The following is a 21,430-nucleotide window of genomic DNA, read 5'->3' as shown; positions in this document are numbered from 1 at the left end:
GCTTGCTTAAATTCAACACTCGTCAGTGCAGTATTAAGAATCCATTAACTTTCATGAATGAGCCTGCTTCAAGTCTTTGAAAAACAAAAGGACGAGCCGCGAACGGCCCGTCCTTGAGTTTCACTTGGAAACGAGTGCTTAGAAGCGGTACTCGCCCGACAGCGAAACGATGCCGGTCGAACGCTTCAGGTCCGAGGTGACTTCGCCGGTGGTGGTGTCGATCAGCTTGCCGGCGTTGGCATGGAAGTAGTCATAGGACACGCCCACACCCCAGTGCTGGTTGATATCCCAACCGGTGCCCAGACCGGCGTACCAGCTGCCACGGCCGGCGCGACCGCCGGTGGTTTCGCCCAGCGCAGCCGATTCGTCGGCAGTGAACTGGTGATCGTAGTTGTTCGCATGGAAATAACCGCCACGGGCACTGAGGTACCAGCCCTGGATGAGGTTCATGCGGCCATTCACACCGACCAGCCAGCCGCGCAGGGCGTTGGTGCTGCTCGACTGGTTGACCGGCTGCGAGTTGAAGACGTTCTTTACGCGGAAATTGCCGAGATCGACATAACCCGCTTCCACGCCCAGACCGAAGTCCTGCGCCACCTTCCAGCGGTAGCCGCCCGTGAGGCCATAGCCCGTGCGACGGTCACGCTCGCCCTTGGAGAAATTGAAGGTGTCGAGGTTCTTGCCGAAACCGCCGTTACCACCGCCGGTGCGGCCGGCATTGGCGTCAATGAACCAGTTGCCCGAACCGACCGCCTGGCCAGGCTGGAAGTTGTCCTGCTCGGGGCCAGTGTAGGTGGGGGTGTAGCCGGAGCTGGCTTGTTGTGCGAATGCCGCGGGGACGGCAACGAGACCAGCGGCCGCGATGGCCACAGCAAATAGTGTCTTATTCATCGGGGTACTCCTAATTTTTTTATTTCTGAAAGCAATCGGGCGGCCGTGAACAGGGGAAGCCATCCGATGTGGTGCATGCAGGGGTTTGCAGCACCGTGAGCTATTAGATAGGCCGATGCCTGAAGGGTTTCAAAGTCGGCAGAAATATATTAAGGCCAAGTTAATTTCTTGCGCGCCGCAACAACGCCGTCTTGACGAAATGGCGACAGTTTCACGTGGGATCGGCGACAATGCCGTTTTTCGCGTTGCCCCTTTGGAGAACATTGATGCCCTCTCGTCGCGAACTTGCCAACGCCATCCGTGCCCTTGCCATGGATGCCGTCGAGCAGGCCAATTCCGGCCACCCTGGCATGCCCATGGGCATGGCCGATATTGCCGAGGTCCTGTGGAAGGATTTCCTGCACTACAACCCGACCAACCCGAAATGGCCTAACCGCGATCGCTTCGTACTCTCCAATGGGCACGGTTCGATGCTGCAGTACGCGTTGCTGCACCTGACCGGCTTCGACCTGCCGATCGAGCAGCTCAAGCAGTTCCGTCAGCTGCATTCGAAGACCGCCGGTCATCCGGAAGCCAGTGAAACGCCCGGCGTGGAAACCACCACCGGTCCACTGGGTCAGGGTTTTGCCAACGCCGTGGGTTTTGCGCTGGCCGAGAAGATTCTCGCCAATCACTTCAACAAGCCCGGTCATACCATCGTCGATCACCACACCTATGTGTTCATGGGCGACGGTTGCATGATGGAAGGCGTGTCGCACGAAGCCGCTTCGCTTGCCGGTACCTGGGAGCTGGGCAAGCTGGTCGCCATTTACGACGACAATGGCATCTCGATCGATGGCGAAGTGCCGGGCTGGTTTACCGACAATACGCCGGAGCGCTTCGAGGCCTATGGTTGGCAAGTGATTCGCAACGTCGACGGCCATGACGCCGATGCGGTCAAGCAAGCGATCGCCAAGGCGACCTCGCAGCATGCCAAGCCCACGCTGATCTGCTGCAAGACCACGATCGGCTTCGGCGCACCGCACAAGCAAGGTAAGGAAGAAAGCCACGGCGCGGCACTGGGCAAGGATGAGGTTGCCGCGGCTCGCGAATACCTCGGCTGGAAATATCCGCCGTTCGAAATCCCCGCCGATATCTATGCCGCCTGGGATCACAAGAAAGAAGGTGCCGCTGCCGAGCAGGCCTGGAACGAGCTGTTCGACAAGTACGCTGCCGCGCATCCGCAGCTCGCTGCCGAATTCAAGCGCCGCACCGCTGGCGAACTGCCCAAGGACTGGGCCGAGAAGTCGCAGGCCTTCGTCGACAAGATGCAGGCTGAAGGTCCGGACGTGGCCTCGCGCAAGGCGTCGCAGATGTCGCTCGATGCGTTCGGCCCGCTGTTGCCCGAACTCCTGGGCGGCTCGGCCGACCTGGCCAGCTCCAACCTCACCAAGTGGAAGGGCAGCCTGGAAGCGGCGGTCGGCAACTCCAGCGAAGGTAACGGCAACTACATCCATTACGGCGTGCGCGAGTTCGGCATGACCGCGATCGGCAATGGCCTGGCGCTGCACGGCGGCTTTATTCCGTATGACGCCACCTTTCTGGTGTTCTCCGACTATGCGCGCAACGGCGTGCGCATGAGTGCGTTGATCCCGGCGCACACCATCCACGTCTACACGCACGATTCGATCGGCCTGGGTGAAGATGGCCCGACGCATCAGCCGGTCGAGCATCTCGCGTCACTGCGCCTGATTCCGAACAACCAGCTGTGGCGTCCTTGCGACGTGGTCGAGTCGGCTGTGTCGTGGAAGGTGGCGATCGAGCGCAAGGGCAACCCGGCCTGCCTGGTTTTCTCGCGCCAGACTCTGAAGCATCAGCAGCGCAGCACGCAGCAGGTGGCCGATATCTCTCGCGGCGGCTATGTACTGTCCGATCCGCAGGACACCAAGTTCAAGGCGATCCTCATCGCCACCGGTTCGGAAGTGGAACTGGCGATGGAAGCTTCGCGCACGCTGGCACAGCAAGGTGTGCCGGTGCGTGTGGTGTCGATGCCCTGTACCGAAGTGTTCGACGCGCAGCCGACCGAATACCGCGAAAGCGTGCTGCCTGGCTGGTGCCGCACGCGCGTGGCGGTGGAAGCGGCCAGTGCCGACTACTGGTACAAGTACGTCGGCCTCGACGGCGCTGTGGTTGGCATGACGACGTTCGGTGCCTCGGCGCCGGCAAACAAGCTGTTCGACTACTTCGGCTTTACGGTGCCGAATGTGGTCGATACGGTGAAGCGCGTCATCGGTTGATGATGTTGTAGCGAAGCAAAAAAGCCGCGGCATGTCCGCGGTTTTTTTTGCTTCGAACCTCAGTTTTTACCATCGTCATCCCGGCCTACGCCGGGATGACGAGTAGGAAGTTATTCGAGGTTCTCCAAGGTTGTTAGGCGAGCAATTCAGCCAGCGCCTCGGGCGTGGCCGCAATCGCATCGGCACCAGCTTCTTCCAGCTCGTTGCGATCGCCAAAGCCCCAAAGCACGCCAATCCCACGCACCTTGTTCGCCACCGCGCCTTCGATATCGAACTTGCGATCGCCGATCATCACGGTCTGCGCTGCGGGTATGGCGAAATCGCTCAGCGCGGCGGCAATCATCGACGCCTTCTCGCTCACCGCACTACGCGCGTCCGGGTTGTACATGCGCGCGAACAAATGGCCAAAGGGCAGGGCGGCGATGATCGGCTCGGCGTTGCGGGCGATCTTGCTGGTCACGATGACCAGCGTGTGCCCAGCAGCGTGCAGCTTGCGCACCAGCGCGTCGATACCCGGATACACCGCATACTCGCGGTGCCCATGGGTCTGAAAGCGATCCTGGTAGTGCTCGACGGCTGCCTCGATGCGCTCGGCATCGTGGTCGAGCAGCGGCGCGAAGTTATGGCGCAGCGGCGGGCCGATCCAGTGGCGCAGGTCCGCGTCACTGGGCACCGACACATGCATCTGGATCAAGGCATGTCGCACGCAGGCGACGATGCCTTCTTCCGAATCGATCAGCGTACCGTCAAGATCGAACAGGCAAAGCATCCTGCCTGCGCTCACTTTGCCGCACGAGCCTTGAGCGCGGCCACGGCCGGTAGCTCCTTACCTTCGAGGAATTCGAGGAAGGCGCCGCCGCCGGTGGAGATATACGACACGTCTTTTTCGATGCCGTACTTGTCCACTGCGGCGAGCGTATCGCCACCACCGGCAATCGAGAATGCGTTGGACGCGGCGATCGCGCGCGCCAGCGTTTCGGTGCCGTGGCCGAAGGCGTCGAACTCGAACACGCCGACCGGGCCGTTCCACACCACCGTGCCCGCCTTGGCGATCAGTTCGGCGTAGCGCTTGGCCGTCTCCGGGCCGATATCCAGGATCATCTCGCCGTCCTTGACCTGATCGACCGGCTTGATCGTGGCCGGGGCATGCGCGGAAAACTCCGGTGCGACGATGACGTCGATCGGGAGCGGTACGTCCGCGTTGCGGCGCTTGGCGGCGTTGATGACTTTCTTGGCCGCGTCCAGCAAGTCCGGTTCGTACAGCGAATTACCGACGCCGTAACCGCTGGCGGCGATAAACGTGTTGGCGATACCGCCACCGACGATCAACTGGTCGACCTTGTCGATCAGGTTTTCCAGCAACTGCAGCTTGGTCGATACCTTCGAGCCGGCGACGATGGCAAGCAGCGGGCGTGCCGGCTGCTCCAGCGCCTTGCCCAGCGCATCGAGCTCGGCCGACAGTAGCGGGCCGGCGGCGGCGACTGGAGCGAACTTGATCACGCCGTGCGTGGAAGCCTGCGCGCGATGCGCGGTACCGAAGGCATCCATGACGAAGATGTCGCACAACGCGGCATATTTCTTCGACAGGGCTTCGTCGTCCCTGCCTTCGCCGACGTTCATGCGGCAATTCTCGAGCACCACCACTTCGCCGTCGGCGACATCGACACCGTCGAGGTAGTCGCGCACCAGGCGAACGTCCTTGCCGAGTTTCTTGCCGAGCCATTGAGCGACCGGCGCCAGCGACGACTCTTCGTCGAACTTGCCTTCCTTCGGGCGGCCCAGATGAGACAACACCATGACCTTGGCGCCGGCGTCGCGAGCGGCCTCGATCGTGGGTAGCGAGGCTTCCAGTCGCTGGGTGGACGTGATGCGGCCGTTTTCGATCGGCACGTTCAAATCTTCACGGATCAATACGCGCTTGCCGCGCAGATCCAGGTCGCTCATACGGGTGACGGACACGATGGCTTTCCCTTTAAGGCTTCGAAGGACAGGCGGCGCCGCTGGGCGGCGCGAACCGCCTATTGTCCCGCCGCCTCGGGAACGATGCAAACCATGGGCCGGGTTATCCTGCTCTTTTCATCCCAGGCCTTGGCCCCCATGCCCGCACTCACGCTCTACGGTTACTGGCGTTCCAGCGCCGCTTATCGCGTTCGTATCGCCTTGAATCTCAAAGGTCTTGAGTATGGGAACAGGCCGATACACCTGGTCAATGACGGGGGCGAGCAGCATCGGGCGGATTATCGTGTGCTCAACCCGCAGGAGCTGGTGCCCACGCTGGTCGACGGCGATAACGTGCTGACGCAGTCATTGGCGATCGTCGAATACATCAATGAAATCCATCCCGAGCCGCCACTCCTGCCGGCCGACCCGCTGGGACGTGCGCGGGTGCGTGCATTGGCGCACGTGATCGCTTCCGACGTGCATCCGATCGGCAACCTGCGTGTGCTGCAGTACCTCGAGGCCCAGTACGGCGACCAGGCCCGCAAGGGCGAATGGTCGAAACATTGGATTGCCAAGGGGCTGGAGGCGTTCGAGGCGATGGTGGCGAACCATCCGGATACGGGCCGCTTCTGTCACGGCGACACGCCGGGGTTGGCGGATCTGGCGTTGATTCCGCAGTTGTACAACGCGGTACGGTGGAATCTGCCGCTGGATGTCTATCCGACGCTGCAGCGCATTCAGGCCGCTTGTCAGGAGCTCGATGCGTTTCGCCGCGCGGAGCCTGAGGCGCAGGGGGATGCGCCTGTTGCGGGCTGACTAGAGCGCCTCCTCACCCCTGGTGAGCCAGGGATGAGGAAGGCTTTAAGCCCTCAGAACCCCAACCCATACGGATCATTGCCCACCAGCTCGGTGTTGTTCACACCACCGCCTTCGGACAAACGCACCTTCAACGCCAGGCCGTCGCGCGAATCGGCCTTGTTGAGCGCCTCTTCCAACTCGATGCGGCCTTCCTTGTAAAGTCGATACAGCGATTGATCGAAGGTCTGCATGCCTTCCTGCAGGCTGCGATCCATCGCTTCCTTGACCTCGTGTATCTGGCCGCGGCGGATCATGTCGCGGATCAGCGGCGTATTGAGCAGGACTTCGGTTGCCGGGATGCGGCGGCCGTCCTTGCCCAGCACCAGGCGTTGGCTGATCACCGCGCGCAGATTGAGCGCGAGGTTCATCAGCACGTTCTTGTGCGCCGATTCCGGGAAGAAATTGAGGATACGCTCCAGCGTCTGGTCTGCGTTGTTCGAATGCAGCGTCGCCAGGCAGAGATGGCCGGTTTCGGAGAACGCGATGGCCGCTTCCATGGTGTCGGTGTCGCGAATCTCGCCGATCATGATCACGTCCGGCGCCTCACGCATCGCGTTTTTCAGCGCCTCGTGATAGCTGTGCGTGTCCAGGCCGACTTCGCGCTGGTTGACGATCGAGCGCTTGTGGCGGTGCAGGTACTCGATCGGGTCTTCGATGGTCAGGATATGGCCCGACGAGTTCTGGTTGCGCTGATCGATCATCGCCGCCAGGGTGGTCGACTTGCCCGAGCCGGTGGCGCCGACGACCAGGATCAGCCCGCGCGGTTCCATGATCAGGTCGCGGAAGATGCCGGGTAGCTGCAACTGGTCGATGCTGGGGATCTCGCTCTTGATGGCGCGGATCACCATGCCCACTTCGCCGCGCTGCTTGAACACGTTGATACGGAAGCGTCCCGCCTCCTTCACGGCCAGGGCCATATTCAGCTCGAGATCGCGCTCGAACTGCGGTACCTGACCTTCGTCCATCAGCGAATAGGCGATCTTCTTGACCATGCCGCTGGGTAGCCCGGTGTTGCCTAGCGGGTAGAGCTTGCCTTCGACCTTGATGTTCACCGGTGCGCCAGTCGTCAGGAACATGTCCGACGCGCCCTTGTCCACCATCAGCTTCAGGAAATAACCGATATCCACATTCTTCCCCTATAAGACCCGTTACATGGCTCCGGTCTATCCATCGGCCGGGCCGTGCGTTTTATTAAGGGTAGCCAACAAATCGACCGCGTGGCGCTTCGACGCATGGCCGATGCTCGGAATCGTGGTGTACGTACATGTACACTCGTGATGTCCGCGCGCCGTCCAAGTCCATCGAAGACAACGCTCGCCCTACGTGTAGGCGACCCCAAGTGCGCGTTGCAATCATGGATTATGCCCGCCCACAATACGCTGCAACACTCCGAGAGGAATGAGTGATGGTGCACATCTTTTCCCCGCTGAACGGGCGCTCCAGGCGCTTTCGGACAGCGGTTTCGACCCTGGCGCTGGCCACGGTAATGGCCACCCTGGCCGGTTGCGCAAGCGTGCCGCCGCCGGATGGGTCGATGAATCTGGCGCAATCGCAGCTGCAGGCGGCACGCGATGCCGGCGCGGCCGACTATGCGCCGGTCGACCTGGGTTTTGCTCAGAGCAAGTTCCAGCAGGCCCAGTCGGCCATGGCCAGCCGCAAGTACGACGTGGCCGGCCAGCTGGCTGACGAAGCCCGCGCCGATGCCGAATTGGCCCGTGCCAAGGCTCGTCTGGCCGCTGCCCGGGCGCAGATCCAGCAAAAATCCGACGACAACGAACACCTGCGCCAGCAGATCGAGCAGGCGCATGCTCACGACAACGATCCGCCGCCGCCTGTCGCCGCGCCGGCCCCCGCGTCCAGCAACGGCCTGCCGCCGGCCCAGCCGATGGAAGACCTGCCGGCTCCGCCCTCGTCGCAGCTTAGCTCGCCGCAGGATCAGGGCCAGGGCACCCAGACGCTGCCGGACCAGACCTTGCCCGATCCGAACCACCAGGGAGGCCAGCTGTGAAGCGCCGACTCGCCACCACCCTAAGCGCCCTCGTACTGGCTCTGGCCACCGTTGGTGTGGCGCATGCCGCCAAAGACGATTTGGACGTCAACCGGCTAAGCAACAGCCTGAACCAGCTATCCAATGACCCGAACCTCGGCAGCTATGCCCAGGCCGAGCAGGCCCGTGCCCGTGACGCGGTCAGCCGTCTGTCCCAGGTCAAGTCCAAGGAGCGCCCCCACGCGTTGTACATCGCCGAGCGGCAGGTCGATCTGGCACGGGCGTCGGCCCAGTTCCAGGTGGCGCAGCTGAGGCTCAACGAGCTGGATCGCGAGCACGACCAGATCCAGCTGGAGGGCAGCCGCCTCGATGCCGAACAGGCACGTCGCGAACTGGAACGCCAGCGCCTGCAGTATCAGCTGGCCCAGGAAGAGGCCGCGCGCCTGCAGCAGCAGGGCGAGGCCTCCGCCGCCGCCGCCGAGCAGGCCAAGGCCGAAGCCGAACAGGCCCGCAAGCTGGCTGCCGCCCAGAGCAAGGTCGCCAACGCCGCCAAGCGCCAGGCGGACCTGGCGGCCCAGGCCGCGCGCGCCCTTCGCGCCCAGCAGCAGAATTCCAAGGGCGACTGACGTTTGAGGCGTGAGTCCGGCCACTGTGTGGCCTGTAAATGGTCAATGGTAAACAGGAAAAGGCAGCGTCTGGTGTCCAGCTCTTTCCGTTGACCGTTTACAGCGCCGCAGGCGCGACTTTACAGGCCACGCAGTGGCCGACTTACCCAACACGCAAAAGCCTGTTTCGACAGGCTTTTTGCTTTAAGTCCGTGTGACAAAAGATATTTCCGGACGCGCTTGCATGACCTTCTTTCCGGGAGTAGGGTCAAGTTCCCATGGGGCATCAGCGCGCCATGGGTCACTGACCTGAATCATGCGCTCACTCTTCCTAACACCGTCGCTTCCTTCCGCCGTCGCGGATGGACGGTGCGCGAGTGCGCGCGTGCACATCACCGTTGGCAGGCGCTCCGGTCACGCGCCTGCAGCCCCTAACGAGGAGGTCGGACTATGTTCGAAAACCAGCAGCGTGACGATGTCGAAGCCTTGATGAAAGCCGACGCCGAATTCCGTCGGCTCTACCTGCATCACAAGGAACTCGACAGCAAAGTGCATGACGCCGAGATCGGTGTTCTTCCCATCGACGACATCACGCTTCGTTGTATGAAAAGGGAAAAGCTACAAGCCAAGGAGCGATTACAACGGATGTGGGACACCAAGCAACTAGCTCACTGACGCTGCGAGTTTTCGCACGAGCATCGGCCCCGGGGCGCGCAAGCGCTGCCGGGGCCGAGTCGTTAGGGCGATGCAAACATGCCGGGTTATCATGCTCATCTTGCCGGCGAGCCATGTTGCCGTCCGGCGCAGTCTCAAAACGGAGCCCCTCATGACGGTCAACCAAAGTGTCCTCGAACTGATCGGACGTACCCCGATGGTACGCGCGCAGCGCCTGGACGTAGGGCCGTGTGAGCTGTTCCTGAAGCTGGAGAACAACAACCCCGGCGGCTCGATCAAGGACCGCATCGGCCTGTCGATGATCGAAGGCGCCGAACGCGCCGGCAAGATCAGGCCCGGCGCGACCCTGGTCGAAGGCACCGCGGGCAATACGGGCCTTGGCCTGGCGCTGGTGGCGCAGCAGAAAGGTTATCGCCTGATCCTGGTCGTGCCGGACAAGATGAGCCGCGAGAAGATCTTCAACCTCAAGGCGATGGGCGCCGAAGTGGTGCTGACCCGTTCGGACGTCGCCAAGGGTCACCCCGAGTACTACCAGGACATGGCCGAGCGGATTGCGCGCGAAACCCCGGGCGCCTATTTCATCAATCAGTTCGGCAATCCGGACAATCCCGCCGCGCATATCGCCAGCACCGGTCCGGAAATTCTCGAGCAACTGGATGGCAAGGTCGACGCCATCGTGGTCGGCTGCGGGTCGTCGGGCACGTTGAGTGGCCTGTCCAAGTTCTTTGCCGAGGCGTCGCCGAACACCGATTTCGTGCTGGCCGACCCCGTCGGTTCGATCCTCGCCCAGTACATCAACGAGGGCGTGCTTTCGACCAAATCCGGTAGTTGGATGGTCGAAGGCATCGGTGAGGACTTCCTGCCTTCGATCAGCGACTTCACGCGGGTCAAGAAGGCCTATGCCATTCCTGATAAGGAAAGTTTCCTGGCCGCGCGCGAGCTGTTGTCGAAAGAGGGCGTGCTCGGCGGTTCGTCCACCGGCACCTTGCTTGCCGCCGCCTTGCGTTATTGCCGCGAGCAGACCACACCCAAGCGCGTGGTGACCTTTGTCTGCGACACCGGCAACAAGTACCTGTCGAAGATGTACAACGACTACTGGATGCTCGATAACGGCTTTATTGAGCGCGAGCAGCACGGCGACCTGCGCGATCTGCTGCTGCGTCCGTTCTCGCAGCGAGACACCGTGGTGGTTGGCCCGAATGAGCTGCTGATGACGGCATACACGCGCATGAAGCTCTACGACGTGTCGCAGCTGCCGGTGATGGACGGCAGTCGCCTGGTCGGCATCCTCGACGAATCGGATGTGCTGATGCATGTACACGCGGATGAAGCGCGTTTCCGTGACTCAGTCGCCACTGCGATGATCAGCAATCTGCAGATGCTCGATGTGCGCTCGCCGATCGAGTCGCTGCTACCGGTATTCGAGCGTGGGCATGTGGCGATCGTGGTCGATGGCGAGCAGTTCCTGGGCCTGATTACGCGTATCGACCTTTTGAACTATCTCCGACGCAAGGTGCACTAAACACCCAGTGCCGCGCTAGTCTGGGTGTGGCGAAAGTCTGTTGAAATGGATCGCCGCGAAAGTGGCGGTCTGTTATTGCAAGGATTACTGCCCATGTGTGGAATCGTCGCGGCCGCCGCCCAGCGTGATGTTGCCCCGTTGTTGATCGCGGGCCTGAAGGCTCTCGAATACCGTGGTTATGACTCGGCGGGCATCGCCGTCCTTGAAGACGGACAGATTCAGCGCGTCCGCGCCAAGGGCAAGGTGCGTGAAATGGAGGCGCTGTATCAGGCCGATCCGTTCCCTGGCGGTACCGGTATCGCGCATACGCGCTGGGCCACCCATGGCGTACCGAACGAAGCGAACGCACATCCGCATGTGGCCGGCCGCGTTGCGCTGGTACACAACGGCATCATCGAAAACTACGCCCAATTGCGTGAAGATCTGCGCAAGGGCGGTCATGTATTCACATCCGAGACCGACACCGAAGTCATGGCGGCGCTGGTGGAAGCGCGCCTGAAGGATGGCTTGAGCCTGCGCGAGGCCGTGATCGCGACGGTGCGCAATCTGGAAGGCGCCTACGCGATCGCCGTGATCAGCCGCGACGAACCCGGCCGCGTCGTCGGCGCGCGTCGTGGCGCACCCTTGCTGGTCGGTGTGGGCATCGGCGAAAACTTTCTCGGTTCCGATGCGCAGGCCTTGATCCAGGTCACCAACAAGATCGTCTATCTCGACGAAGATGACGTCGTCGATATCACCCGCGACAGCATGCAGATCTATGGCCTCGATGGTGCGCTGGTCGAACGCGCGCAGCACGAGAGCGAAATCTCCGCCGATGCTGTCGAACGCGGTGAGTATCGCCACTACATGCAGAAGGAAATCTTCGAGCAGCCGCGCGCGGTGGGTGACACGCTGGAGGCGCGCATCGGGCCGCACGGCGTGCTGCCGAATATCTTCGGCGTCGGTGGCGATGAATTGCTGGCCAAGGTCAAGGCGGTGCACATCATCGCCTGCGGTACCAGCTATCACGCCGGCATGGTGGCCAAGTACTGGATCGAAGACTACGCCCGCCTGCCGGTAAACGTCGAAGTTGCCAGCGAGTACCGCTACCGCGAAGCTGTCGTCTCCAACGACACGTTGTTCGTCGCCATTTCCCAATCCGGCGAAACCGCCGACACACTGGCCGCGATGCGCGAGTCGCGCCGCCGCGGCTACCTTGGGACATTGGCGATCTGCAACGTGCCCGAGTCGTCAGTTGTGCGCGAGTCCGATCTCAAGTTGATGACGCGTGCAGGCCCGGAAATCGGCGTAGCGTCGACCAAGGCGTTCACCACGCAGCTGGCGGCATTGGCGTTGCTCACCTTGCAGCTGGCGCGCCACCGCGGTCTGGATAACGCGCGCTACACCGATCTCTGCACGCAATTGCAGCGCTTGCCCCGCCTGATCGAAGAGGCGCTGAAGCTCGAGCCGAAAATCGTCGAGCTGGCCGAACACCTTATGCACCGCCAGCACGCGCTGTTCCTCGGCCGTGGTGCGCAATATCCGGTGGCGTTGGAAGGATCGCTCAAGCTCAAGGAAATCTCCTATATCCACGCCGAAGCCTATCCGGCGGGCGAGCTGAAGCACGGCCCCCTGGCCTTGGTCGACGAAGACATGCCCGTCATCGCGGTGGCGCCCAGCGGTCCATTGCTCGACAAGCTCAAGTCCAATCTGCAGGAAGTCCGTGCACGTGGTGGCGAGCTACTGGTCTTTGCCGATTCCCATGCCGTGATGGACGAGGGCGTAAGCCGTGGTGCGATGCTTCGCCTCGATGGCGGCGGCGACTTCGTTGCGCCTGCTGTCTTCACGGTGCCGTTGCAGTTGCTGGCTTATCACGTGGCGGTTTTGCGCGGAACGGATGTCGACCAGCCGCGTAACCTGGCCAAATCGGTGACAGTGGAATAGCTGGTTCAGCTGATCGCCAAGCCTGCTGAGATTTCGAGGCCTTTCGCAGGCCGAACGCACATGTAGGTGATGCGGTCCGGCAGACCCGTCTCTATTAGCGCGGCCTGCCGATGGCGCAACTGGTCGACGATCAGACGTTGCCGTGCTTCGCGTATGCCCGGCACCCATGCCTTCTATTGGCTTGCCTTGCAGGCATGCTGGTCCCTTCCTCAGGACTGGCATTCAAGGGCGCAGCACCGCGCCGAACTCCGGTCAATAGACTTGATACGCGTGCCCATTGCTCGCTTGGGGCAAGAGGTATGGCGTTTATCGCATCAGTTCTGTGGGTATCAAACTATTGATCCTATACAACGACAGGGCTCGTACGAAGCTTGCGTGAAGCCGTCTTTGGAGAATTTTACTGCGGTATTTCAATCGGAGCGTCGTCAAACGTCTTTGTTCTCTATGGCGTCCTGACGGTGAAGCAAGCCGATGGTTCGCAAGTTGCCTGCAAGGGTCCTTTTGTAAAAGGGTCATGATCATGATCAATAATGTCACTTCGATGAATGCGTCTCACGCTGATCGGATCTTTAACAACTCTATTCGGATTTCCTGAATCCATGCTCAAGTATTCAACCGTAGCTGCGATGTCTGACATCGCGGCAGCAACTCGGCGCATGCCGCTTGTCGGCATTCTCGGTTGGCAGGACGTTCGTCAGCGTTATCGAAGGTCTGCCCTTGGGCCGCTATGGCTGACGATCAGCATGGGGGTGATGATCGCGACGATCGGAATCGTCTTCGGCTCGCTCTTTCATAGTCCGATGACAGAGTTTCTGCCTTCGTTGGCGAGCGGCATCATCTTGTGGGGCTTCATATCGACGGTCATCAATGAAGGGTGTGTCAGCTTCATTGCCTCTGACGCGATCATCAGGCAGCTGCCCATTCCGCTGTTCGTTCACGTGCTTCGCATGACGTGGCGCAACGTGATCATTCTTGGCCACAATCTGGTGATATTGCCGATCGTGTTTATTGCCGTCGGCAAGGCCGTTCATCCCATCATATTCGTTTCCGTCGTCGGCTTTGCCTTGCTGGTGATGAACCTTCTGTGGATAGCGCTGATCCTGGGCGTGGCGTGCGCGCGTTTTCGTGACTTGCCCCAGATGGTAGGCAGCGTCTTGCAGGTCGTATTTTATCTGACGCCCATCATGTGGTTGCCAAAGAGCCTGCCAGCGAACGTGTTCGCCTATTTGCTGGACTTCAATCCGGCTTATCACTTGTTGGAAATCGTTCGCGCTCCGCTGGTTGGCCACGCGCCGACTGCGATGAACTGGGCCGTATCAGGGTTGTTGTCAGCCATTGGCTGGGCGGCGGCTCTGCTCTTCTATGGCCGCTTTCGGCGACGCATCGCTTACTGGTTGTAACGATCGAAGACGCATGTCATCCCAACCATTCTGCATTGACCGAAGTGATCCCATGGCACTCATAGAATTTGAAAACGCGACCGTCGAGTTTGCGATATACAACGCCACAGGGCGTTCGTTGAAAAAGCAACTCCTGCAGGTGGCGACGGGCGGGCAGATCGGTTCTGATGATCGCGGTCGTGTCGTCGTACGCGCGCTCGAAAACCTGACGTTTACCTTGCGCGATGGTGACAGGGTCGGGTTGCTTGGCCATAACGGCGCAGGTAAAAGCACCTTGTTGCGAATGCTCAGTGGGGTGTATGAACCCTCGGCTGGGAGTGCGCGTATCCAGGGAAAAGTCGGTTCGCTTATCGATATCTCGCTCGGTATCGATCATGAAGCGACCGGGCGCGAGAATATTTATACACGTGGCGCGCTGCTTGGCATCACGCGAGCAAGCATGAAACAGCATATCGACGAGATTATTGAGTTCTCCGAGCTCGGCGATTTCATCGATATGCCGTTGCGTACCTATTCGACGGGTATGCATATGCGCCTTGTCTTTGCTGTATCGACCATCCTGCGTCCCGAGATTCTGCTGATGGACGAATGGCTTTCCGTGGGCGACGAGGGATTCAAGCATCGTGCGGAAGCGCGACTGGCCAGCATGGTCGAGGCGACCAAGATTCTCGTGCTTGCGTCGCACTCCCGAGAGCTCATCATGAACACATGCAATCGCGTCATCTGGCTGGAGCACGGGAAGATTCGCATGATGGGCGATGCCCAGACGGTGACGGACGCCTACTTCGGGGTCGTGCCTCATGCGCTCCATGCGGCCTAGTGGCGGCGTGCTGCGGGTTGGAATGACTGCACCGGATCTGGATCGCCCCTTATCAGGGACCCGTTGAGGATTCAGGGGGGCTCGGCCAGAATGAGCGGCCCGACCAACGAGATACGCTTCCATGAAGTGTTTCAAGGCCTATGATATTCGTGGCCGCGTCCCTGACGAATTGAACGAAGACATCGCCTATCGATTGGGGCGCGCTTTTGCGCGCACGGTCGGAGAGGGTCCGGTGGTGGTTGGATACGACATTCGTCGCGATAGCCCTTCCTTTGCGCGAGCGGTCGCACGCGGTCTCAACGACGAAGGCCGCGACGTCATCGATATAGGCCTTGGTGGCACCGAGGAGTCCTATTTCCAGACATTTCATCGACATGCTGCCGGCGGGGTCATGGTGACAGCGAGTCACAACCCGATCGACTACAACGGCATGAAGCTTGTCCGCGAAGGCGCTCGCCCGATAAGTGGCGATACGGGGTTGCGTGACATCGAGCGCATGGTGGAAGAAGGCGCCTTTGGCTCCCCTGTGATGGATCGCGGAACGGTGATCCTCGATCACGACAAGTCGGCCTATATAAGCCATCTGCTTGGCTATATCGATGTGTCGGCGCTACGCCCGCTGAAGATTGTCGTCAATGCAGGTAACGGTGGCGCGGGCGCGATTGTCGATCTGCTCGCCGAGCATGTGCCTTTTGAGTTCGTCCGAGTGAACCATGAGCCGGACGGCAGCTTTCCCAACGGCATTCCCAACCCGCTTTTGCCCGAAAATCGACAGGCCACGGCAGATGCGGTGATCGCACATGAGGCCGATTTCGGTATCGCCTGGGACGGCGATTTCGATCGATGCTTTTTCTTTGATGCCAAGGGAAATTTCATCGAAGGCTATTACATCGTAGGTTTGCTTGCTGCTCAGCTATTGGAGAAGCACGCGGGCGCCAGGATCATCCACGACCCGCGATTGACCTGGAATACGGTCGAGATGGTTGAAGCTGCAGGCGGTGTACCTGTCGAAAGCAAGACCGGGCACGCGTTCATCAAGGAGCGTATGCGTCTGGAGGACGCCATCTACGGCGGCGAGATGAGCGCGCATCACTATTTTCGCGATTTTGCCTATTGCGACTCGGGAATGATTCCCTGGTTGCTTGTCGCCGAACGCATCTCCCATACGGGCGTGAGCCTGGCCGCTATGTTGGCCGAACGCATGGCGGCTTATCCATGCAGCGGCGAGATCAACTTCGTCGTTCAGGATGCTGGCGCGACGGTGGCCCGGGTGCTCGAATTTTATGTTGCGCAGCAACCGCGGATCGATCGTGTCGATGGCCTCAGCGTTACGTTTGCCAACTGGCGCTTCAATCTTCGGGCGTCCAATACGGAGCCGTTGCTTCGCCTGAATGTCGAATCGCGTGGTGATGAATCTCTCATGCGCGAGAAGACTGCGGAGCTCTCCAAGCTGATCAAGGAATAAAAAAAAGGAGCCGCAAGGCTCCTTTTTTATTCAGGCCCTGCCGTACACGTCGTCGAATCGAACGATGTCGTCCTCGCCCAGGTAACTGCCGGATTGGACCTCGATCAATTCCACCGGCACCTTGCCCGGATTTCGCAAACGGTGCTTGCTGCCCAGGGGCAGGTAAGTGCTTTGGTTTTCGGCGAGCAGGAAAACTTTGTCATCGCAGGTGACTTCCGCGACACCCTTCACCACGATCCAGTGCTCCGCACGGTGATGGTGCATTTGCAGACTAAGCGCGGCGCCAGGCTTCACGACGAGGCGCTTCACCTGGAATCGGTCTCCGCTTTCCAGCGAGTCGTAACTCCCCCATGGGCGGCGCACGACACGGTGCAAATCATGCTCGGTCCGATCCGCGGATTTCAGCGCATCGACGATTTTCTTTACGTCTTGTGACGCATCGCGTCGCGCGACCAGCGTGGCATCGGGTGTGGTGACCACGACGACGTTGTCCAGCCCGATGGTGGCAACGAGATGGCGAGGATGTGAGCGGACCAGTGAGTTGCTGGTGTCCAGGGTAATGATGTCGCCTTCCAGGCGATTACCATCACTGTCTCTGTCGGCAGCGAGCCACAATGCGTCCCACGAGCCGATGTCGCTCCAGCCGCAGCTGACCGGCACGACAGCGGCATGAGTGGTTTTCTCCATGACCGCATAGTCGATCGAGTTGTTCGGCGACGTTGCGAAAGCCTCGGCATCCAGCCTTATGAAGTCCAGATCGATCTTGGCCTTGGCGTAGGCTGCGCGAGCTGCTTCGAGCATGGCGGGCGCGTGTATGCCGAGTTCTTCGAGATAGCGCGAAGCCCGGAACATGAACATGCCGGAGTTCCAATCGTAGGTGCCTTGCGCCAGGTAGCTCTCGGCAACCGGGAGCGTCGGCTTTTCTACAAATTGATTGACGCGATAGGCGTGTTGTCCAAGTGCCTCGCCGCGTTGTATGTAGCCAAAACCGGTCTCCGCGCGATCCGGCTTGATACCGAAGGTAACGAGCCAGTCCTGATCGGCCAATATGCGCGCCTGCGCGACAGCCGCTGTGAAAGCGTCGGTATCGGCAATCAGATGATCGGCGGGCAGCACGAGTACAACGGCATCGGGTGAGCGCTCCATAGCGCAAAGTGCGCCGACTGCGATCGCAGGCGCGGTATTGCGAGCGACCGGCTCCAGCAAGATGCTTGCCTGACTGATGCGCAGCTCTTGCAGTTGTTCGGCAGCCAGAAAGCGATGATCGTCACTGGCGACGACGATAGGTGCACCCACATCAGGCAGAAGACTGGTGCGTGTCACCGTCTGTTGGAACAGCGTTTCGTGTCCCGTCAGCGAAAGGAACTGCTTCGGGAGGTTTTTACGCGACACCGGCCAGAGCCGGGTGCCGCTGCCGCCGCTGAGAATAAGTGGGATCAGCATGAATGTCTCACTGCTTGGAAAGCGTGCGCACGGTTTCGCGGAGTCCTTCGCGCCAGTCCTTCAGCGCGTGACCGAAGGTATGGCTGAAACTGGTGTTGTCGAGAACCGAATAGCTCGGACGCTTGGCAGGGGTCGGAAACTCGGCACTTCCGATGGCATGGACGATGGGCGCCTTGACGAGCAGCCCAGCGGTCGTCGCCTCCGCAAAGATCGCTTCGGCAAATCCGTGCCAGGTGGTTTCACCGTTGGCAGTCAGGTGAAACGTGCCTTCGAGCACCTTTTGTTCGTCGCCGGATGCCGCAAGATATTTGTCCAGCGCGGCAAGTGTGCCGGCCACGATGAGCGAAGTCGTCGTTGGCGTGCCGCGTTGATCGGCCACGACACGCAGTTCATCGCGCTCCGCGCCCAGGCGAAGCATGGTGCGCAGAAAATTGTGGCCCACCGGGGAATAGACCCAGGCGGTGCGGAAGATCATATGCGAGGCGCCGCTGTTGCGCAGTGCTTCCTCGCCCCGTAGCTTGCTGCGACCGTAAGCGCCTTGCGGCGCGGTGGGCGAAGATGGCGGATAAGGTTTATCGGCGTCGCCACTGAACACATAGTCTGTGGAGTAGTGCACTACGAGCGCATCATGCGCTTTGGCCCAACGTCCGATGACACCCAGTGCCTCGCCGTTGATCCGATCAGCGGCTTCGGTTTCCTGCTCGGCCTTATCGACGGCAGTGTAGGCAGCGGCATTGACAATGATGGCCGGTCGCTCTGCGTCTAGCAGGCTTTTCAGTGCAGCCAGATCAGACAGGTCTCCGACGGCACCATGCCCCGGCTGAACCAGGGTGCCGTCACGGCTTGCCGAAATCAGTTCGCCACGCGCAGCCAGACCGCCGTCCATGAGGAAGGTCTGACCCAATTGGCCATTGGCTCCAAGCAGGAGGATCCTCACTTCCGATACTCCGGCAACCGGTCTTCCGCCACTTCGGCCAGCAACGGCGCTTTGGCGTCTTTTTCGGAAAGCAGGGGCGAGGAAATCGGCCAGTCGATCCCGATTGCGGGATCATCCCAGCGAATGCCGCCGTCGGCTTCCCGGTTGTAAAGATCGGTGCACTGGTAGGAAAACGTGGCGTGCTCGGAGACGACGCAGAATCCGTGGGCAAAACCCTCGGGTATCCAGAAATGCCGGTGGTTTTCCGCAGTGAGCATGACGCCCGCCCACTTTCCGAACGTCGGAGAGCCGTGTCGGATGTCGACGGCAACGTCGTAAACCTCGCCCTCAAGCACACTGACCAGCTTGCCCTGAGGATGCGGCCATTGATAGTGCAGGCCACGCAGCACGCCGCGCGCCGAACGGGAGACATTGGACTGCACGAAGCGGCGGTCGATGCCGGCCTCGCGGTATTTTGCCTCGTTGTAGCTCTCGTAGAAAAAGCCACGTGCATCGCCGAATACCTGCGGCTCGATAACTACGCAGCCCGGCAACGATGTTTCAATAAACTTCATCCGACGTAGCCTTGCTTGATCAGGTTCTGTAGATACTGGCCATAACCAGTTTTCGCGAGTGGTTCGGCCAGGCGCAAAAGCTGTTCGGCATCGATCCACTTGTTGACGTAGGCGATCTCTTCCGGGCAGCAAACCTTGAGGCCCTGCCGGTTCTCGATCGTCTGGATGTATTCGCCCGCCTCCATCAACGACTCGTGCGTACCGGTATCCAGCCACGCATAGCCGCGGCCCAGTTGTTCCAGATGCAACGAGGCATCATCGAGATAGCAACGGTTGAGATCGGTGATTTCAAGCTCGCCGCGCGGCGAGGGCTTCAATTCTGCCGCAAAATCACATGCGCGATTGTCGTAAAAGTACAGGCCGGTAACGGCGTAGTTGGACTTGGGCGTGGTCGGCTTCTCTTCAAGACCGATCACCTTGCCATTTGCGTCGAACTCGGCAACGCCATAGCGCTCCGGGTCGCGGACCCAGTAGCCAAACACGGTCGCACCGCGATCTCGCGCAGCCGCGCGCTTCATACGCTCGGTCAAGCCGACGCCGTAAAAAATATTGTCACCAAGCACCAGGCAGCTGGGATCGTTGCCGATGAACTCCTTGCCGATCAGGAAAGCCTGTGCAAGACCATCCGGTGACGGCTGCACGGCATAGGTGATGCGGATGCCCCACTGGCTGCCATCGCCCAGGAGGCGCTGGAAAAGCTCCTGTTCGTGCGGCGTGTTGATGATCAGGACATCCCGGATGCCGGCAAGCATCAGCGTCGCCAGCGGGTAGTAGATCATCGGCTTGTCGTATACCGGCAGGAGCTGTTTGCTCACGGCCTTGGTAATGGGATACAAGCGCGTGCCGGAGCCGCCCGCGAGAATGATGCCCTTGGTCGTCATGTGCCCAGTCGCTCCATCCGGTAGCTGCCATCGAGAACTCGATCGGACCACGCCTGATGGTTCAGATACCAGTCGACGGTCTGTTCGATACCGCTTTCAAAGGTCTGCGACGGCTTCCAGCCCAGCTCGTTCTGCAGCTTGCTCGAGTCGATCGCGTAGCGGCGATCATGCCCTGGGCGGTCCTTAACAAAGGTGATCAGCGACTCGCGTTTGCTGCCGTCGGTCAAAGGGCGACGGCTGTCGAGGAGCGCACAAATGGCTTTGACGACCTGAATATTCTCGCGCTCTGCATTGCCGCCGACGTTGTATGTCTCACCCACCCGGCCCGCTTCGAGTACTCGCTGGATCGCAGAGCAATGGTCGCCGACGAACAGCCAGTCGCGGATATTGCGCCCATCGCCGTAGACGGGTAATGCCTCGCCCGCGAGTGCCTTTTGAATGATGAGCGGTATAAGTTTTTCGGGAAACTGATACGGACCGTAATTGTTCGAGCAATTGGTCGTCAGTGTCGGCAGGCCATAGGTATGGTGGAACGCGCGCACCAGGTGATCGGAGGCAGCCTTCGACGCCGAATAGGGGGAGTTGGGTGCATAAGGGGTCTGTTCGGTGAACATGCCCTCTGCGCCCAGCGATCCGTAAACTTCATCGGTGGAGACGTGCAGAAACCGGAAATGGGTGGCGGCATCGCCGTCGAGGCTGCGCCAATAGTCGCGCGCGCACTCAAGCAGCCCCAACGTGCCTACAACATTGGTTTCGACGAAGGCGGCAGGGCCGTCGATAGACCGGTCCACGTGAGACTCGGCAGCGAAGTTGACGATGGCCTGGGGGCGATGCGTAGCCAGCAATTGAGCCACCAGTTGGCGGTCCCCGATGTCGCCTTGCGCAAATTCATGCAGGGAATTGCCTTCCAGGGAAGACAGCGTGTCGAGGTTCCCGGCGTAGGTGAGCTTGTCCAGGTTAATGACCTTATGGCCCTGGGCTACCGCCTGGAGAACGAAATTGGCGCCGATAAAGCCGGCTCCGCCGGTGACTAGCAATGTCTTCATAAAACCCTATTTCACTAGGTGCAGTCCGCCCATTCTGTCATGCTTTGGAAGTAGAAAAAACTCGTCAAATCACTCGCTTCGAGTCATGTGACGGGGGCGTAAAGTCCCTGAAATTCGGCTTTGGTTCAGATTTAGACCGAGCCTGAACGCCAGATTTCGTGGCTGTCGAGCTTGCCAGTAAGATGTCTTCTTTTTGACAACCGGCC

The 21,430-nt window shown here is 60.4% G+C and carries 19 protein-coding genes; 10 read left to right on the top strand and 9 right to left on the bottom strand.

Going from position 1 to position 21,430, the window contains the following annotated elements; translation table 11 throughout:
- Positions 1-138 precede the first annotated feature (138 nt).
- On the bottom strand, positions 139-891 hold the full coding sequence (locus tag ACZ6WW_RS03420; protein WP_465272964.1) for an outer membrane protein: 753 nt from the start codon (positions 889-891) through the stop codon (positions 139-141).
- Between the two features lie 266 nt (positions 892-1,157).
- On the opposite strand from ACZ6WW_RS03420, the gene tkt reads away from it, so the two are divergent.
- Positions 1,158-3,167, top strand: a complete 2,010-nt coding sequence (gene tkt, locus ACZ6WW_RS03415) for a transketolase (RefSeq protein WP_465272963.1) — start codon at positions 1,158-1,160, stop codon at positions 3,165-3,167.
- A 133-nt stretch (positions 3,168-3,300) separates the two neighbouring features.
- Here tkt and ACZ6WW_RS03410 read toward each other — a convergent pair whose 3' ends face one another.
- A complete protein-coding gene (locus ACZ6WW_RS03410; RefSeq protein WP_281852840.1) occupies positions 3,301-3,936 on the bottom strand; it encodes an HAD hydrolase-like protein in 636 nt (211 codons plus the stop codon).
- 11 nt (positions 3,937-3,947) lie between these two features.
- Positions 3,948-5,126 (bottom strand): phosphoglycerate kinase, encoded by a 1,179-nt coding sequence (locus ACZ6WW_RS03405; RefSeq protein ID WP_465272962.1) that lies wholly within the window; start codon positions 5,124-5,126, stop codon positions 3,948-3,950.
- Between the two features lie 93 nt (positions 5,127-5,219).
- Between ACZ6WW_RS03405 and maiA the strand changes: the two genes are divergently transcribed.
- On the top strand, positions 5,220-5,924 hold the full coding sequence (gene maiA, locus ACZ6WW_RS03400; protein ID WP_465272961.1) for a maleylacetoacetate isomerase: 705 nt from the start codon (positions 5,220-5,222) through the stop codon (positions 5,922-5,924).
- Between the two features lie 53 nt (positions 5,925-5,977).
- On the opposite strand, the gene ACZ6WW_RS03395 is transcribed toward maiA, so the two are convergent.
- Positions 5,978-7,093: a PilT/PilU family type 4a pilus ATPase gene (locus ACZ6WW_RS03395; protein ID WP_281852021.1), complete on the bottom strand. Its 1,116-nt coding sequence runs from the start codon at positions 7,091-7,093 to the stop codon at positions 5,978-5,980.
- 278 nt (positions 7,094-7,371) lie between these two features.
- On the opposite strand from ACZ6WW_RS03395, the gene ACZ6WW_RS03390 reads away from it, so the two are divergent.
- From ACZ6WW_RS03390 to ACZ6WW_RS03355, 8 genes are all read left to right on the top strand, one after another.
- A complete protein-coding gene (locus ACZ6WW_RS03390; RefSeq protein ID WP_465272960.1) occupies positions 7,372-7,974 on the top strand; it encodes a DUF4398 domain-containing protein in 603 nt (200 codons plus the stop codon).
- Positions 7,971-8,579 carry a hypothetical protein gene (locus ACZ6WW_RS03385; protein ID WP_281852023.1) on the top strand — a complete coding sequence of 203 codons (609 nt, stop codon included), beginning with the start codon at positions 7,971-7,973 and terminating at the stop codon, positions 8,577-8,579. The genes ACZ6WW_RS03390 and ACZ6WW_RS03385 overlap by 4 nt, the downstream gene beginning before the upstream one ends.
- Positions 8,580-9,008: 429 nt before the next feature.
- Positions 9,009-9,233, top strand: a complete 225-nt coding sequence (locus tag ACZ6WW_RS03380; RefSeq protein ID WP_281852024.1) for a YdcH family protein — start codon at positions 9,009-9,011, stop codon at positions 9,231-9,233.
- Between the two features lie 151 nt (positions 9,234-9,384).
- Positions 9,385-10,755 carry a pyridoxal-phosphate dependent enzyme gene (locus tag ACZ6WW_RS03375; RefSeq protein ID WP_281852025.1) on the top strand — a complete coding sequence of 457 codons (1,371 nt, stop codon included), beginning with the start codon at positions 9,385-9,387 and terminating at the stop codon, positions 10,753-10,755.
- 93 nt (positions 10,756-10,848) lie between these two features.
- Positions 10,849-12,678, top strand: a complete 1,830-nt coding sequence (glmS, locus tag ACZ6WW_RS03370; protein WP_465272959.1) for a glutamine--fructose-6-phosphate transaminase (isomerizing) — start codon at positions 10,849-10,851, stop codon at positions 12,676-12,678.
- 599 nt (positions 12,679-13,277) lie between these two features.
- Positions 13,278-14,078 carry an ABC transporter permease gene (locus ACZ6WW_RS03365; RefSeq protein WP_465272958.1) on the top strand — a complete coding sequence of 267 codons (801 nt, stop codon included), beginning with the start codon at positions 13,278-13,280 and terminating at the stop codon, positions 14,076-14,078.
- 13 nt (positions 14,079-14,091) lie between these two features.
- The gene (locus ACZ6WW_RS03360) at positions 14,092-14,898 is read left to right on the top strand and encodes an ABC transporter ATP-binding protein (RefSeq protein WP_465272957.1); all 807 of its coding nucleotides are present in this window, start codon (positions 14,092-14,094) and stop codon (positions 14,896-14,898) included.
- Between the two features lie 121 nt (positions 14,899-15,019).
- The gene (locus tag ACZ6WW_RS03355; protein ID WP_465272956.1) at positions 15,020-16,363 is read left to right on the top strand and encodes a phosphohexomutase domain-containing protein; all 1,344 of its coding nucleotides are present in this window, start codon (positions 15,020-15,022) and stop codon (positions 16,361-16,363) included.
- 30 nt (positions 16,364-16,393) lie between these two features.
- On the opposite strand, the gene ACZ6WW_RS03350 is transcribed toward ACZ6WW_RS03355, so the two are convergent.
- Genes ACZ6WW_RS03350 through rfbB form a run of 5 tightly spaced genes read right to left on the bottom strand, consistent with a single transcriptional unit; the run spans position 16,394 to position 21,224 of the window.
- Complete coding sequence (locus ACZ6WW_RS03350; protein WP_465272955.1) at positions 16,394-17,806, bottom strand: mannose-1-phosphate guanylyltransferase/mannose-6-phosphate isomerase; 1,413 nt, start codon at positions 17,804-17,806, stop codon at positions 16,394-16,396.
- A gap of 7 nt (positions 17,807-17,813) precedes the next feature.
- On the bottom strand, positions 17,814-18,743 hold the full coding sequence (gene rfbD, locus ACZ6WW_RS03345) for a dTDP-4-dehydrorhamnose reductase (RefSeq protein ID WP_465272954.1): 930 nt from the start codon (positions 18,741-18,743) through the stop codon (positions 17,814-17,816).
- Positions 18,740-19,297, bottom strand: a complete 558-nt coding sequence (rfbC, locus tag ACZ6WW_RS03340; RefSeq protein WP_465272953.1) for a dTDP-4-dehydrorhamnose 3,5-epimerase — start codon at positions 19,295-19,297, stop codon at positions 18,740-18,742. Before rfbC ends, rfbD begins: the two co-directional genes overlap by 4 nt.
- The gene (rfbA, locus tag ACZ6WW_RS03335) at positions 19,294-20,178 is read right to left on the bottom strand and encodes a glucose-1-phosphate thymidylyltransferase RfbA (RefSeq protein WP_465272952.1); all 885 of its coding nucleotides are present in this window, start codon (positions 20,176-20,178) and stop codon (positions 19,294-19,296) included. The genes rfbC and rfbA overlap by 4 nt, the downstream gene beginning before the upstream one ends.
- Entirely contained in the window at positions 20,175-21,224 is a 1,050-nt protein-coding gene (gene rfbB, locus ACZ6WW_RS03330; RefSeq protein WP_465272951.1) for a dTDP-glucose 4,6-dehydratase, read from the bottom strand. The genes rfbA and rfbB overlap by 4 nt, the downstream gene beginning before the upstream one ends.
- Positions 21,225-21,430: the final 206 nt, after the last annotated feature.

The organism is Dyella sp. NPDC103356 (genome assembly GCF_055584465.1).
Note: the sequence above shows the minus strand (reverse complement) of the source record. Positions and strands in the feature narration are given on the sequence as shown.

Coding starts and splice junctions, on each gene's coding strand:
- ACZ6WW_RS03420 (WP_465272964.1), bottom strand. CDS start 891: ATGAATAAGACACTATTTGCTGTGGCCATCGCGGCCGCTGGTCTCGTT.
- tkt (WP_465272963.1), top strand. CDS start 1,158: ATGCCCTCTCGTCGCGAACTTGCCAACGCCATCCGTGCCCTTGCCATG.
- ACZ6WW_RS03410 (WP_281852840.1), bottom strand. CDS start 3,936: ATGCTTTGCCTGTTCGATCTTGACGGTACGCTGATCGATTCGGAAGAA.
- maiA (WP_465272961.1), top strand. CDS start 5,220: ATGGGCCGGGTTATCCTGCTCTTTTCATCCCAGGCCTTGGCCCCCATG.
- ACZ6WW_RS03390 (WP_465272960.1), top strand. CDS start 7,372: ATGGTGCACATCTTTTCCCCGCTGAACGGGCGCTCCAGGCGCTTTCGG.
- ACZ6WW_RS03380 (WP_281852024.1), top strand. CDS start 9,009: ATGTTCGAAAACCAGCAGCGTGACGATGTCGAAGCCTTGATGAAAGCC.
- ACZ6WW_RS03375 (WP_281852025.1), top strand. CDS start 9,385: ATGACGGTCAACCAAAGTGTCCTCGAACTGATCGGACGTACCCCGATG.
- glmS (WP_465272959.1), top strand. CDS start 10,849: ATGTGTGGAATCGTCGCGGCCGCCGCCCAGCGTGATGTTGCCCCGTTG.
- ACZ6WW_RS03365 (WP_465272958.1), top strand. CDS start 13,278: ATGCTCAAGTATTCAACCGTAGCTGCGATGTCTGACATCGCGGCAGCA.
- ACZ6WW_RS03360 (WP_465272957.1), top strand. CDS start 14,092: ATGTCATCCCAACCATTCTGCATTGACCGAAGTGATCCCATGGCACTC.
- ACZ6WW_RS03355 (WP_465272956.1), top strand. CDS start 15,020: ATGAAGTGTTTCAAGGCCTATGATATTCGTGGCCGCGTCCCTGACGAA.
- ACZ6WW_RS03350 (WP_465272955.1), bottom strand. CDS start 17,806: ATGCTGATCCCACTTATTCTCAGCGGCGGCAGCGGCACCCGGCTCTGG.
- rfbC (WP_465272953.1), bottom strand. CDS start 19,297: ATGAAGTTTATTGAAACATCGTTGCCGGGCTGCGTAGTTATCGAGCCG.
- rfbA (WP_465272952.1), bottom strand. CDS start 20,178: ATGACGACCAAGGGCATCATTCTCGCGGGCGGCTCCGGCACGCGCTTG.
- rfbB (WP_465272951.1), bottom strand. CDS start 21,224: ATGAAGACATTGCTAGTCACCGGCGGAGCCGGCTTTATCGGCGCCAAT.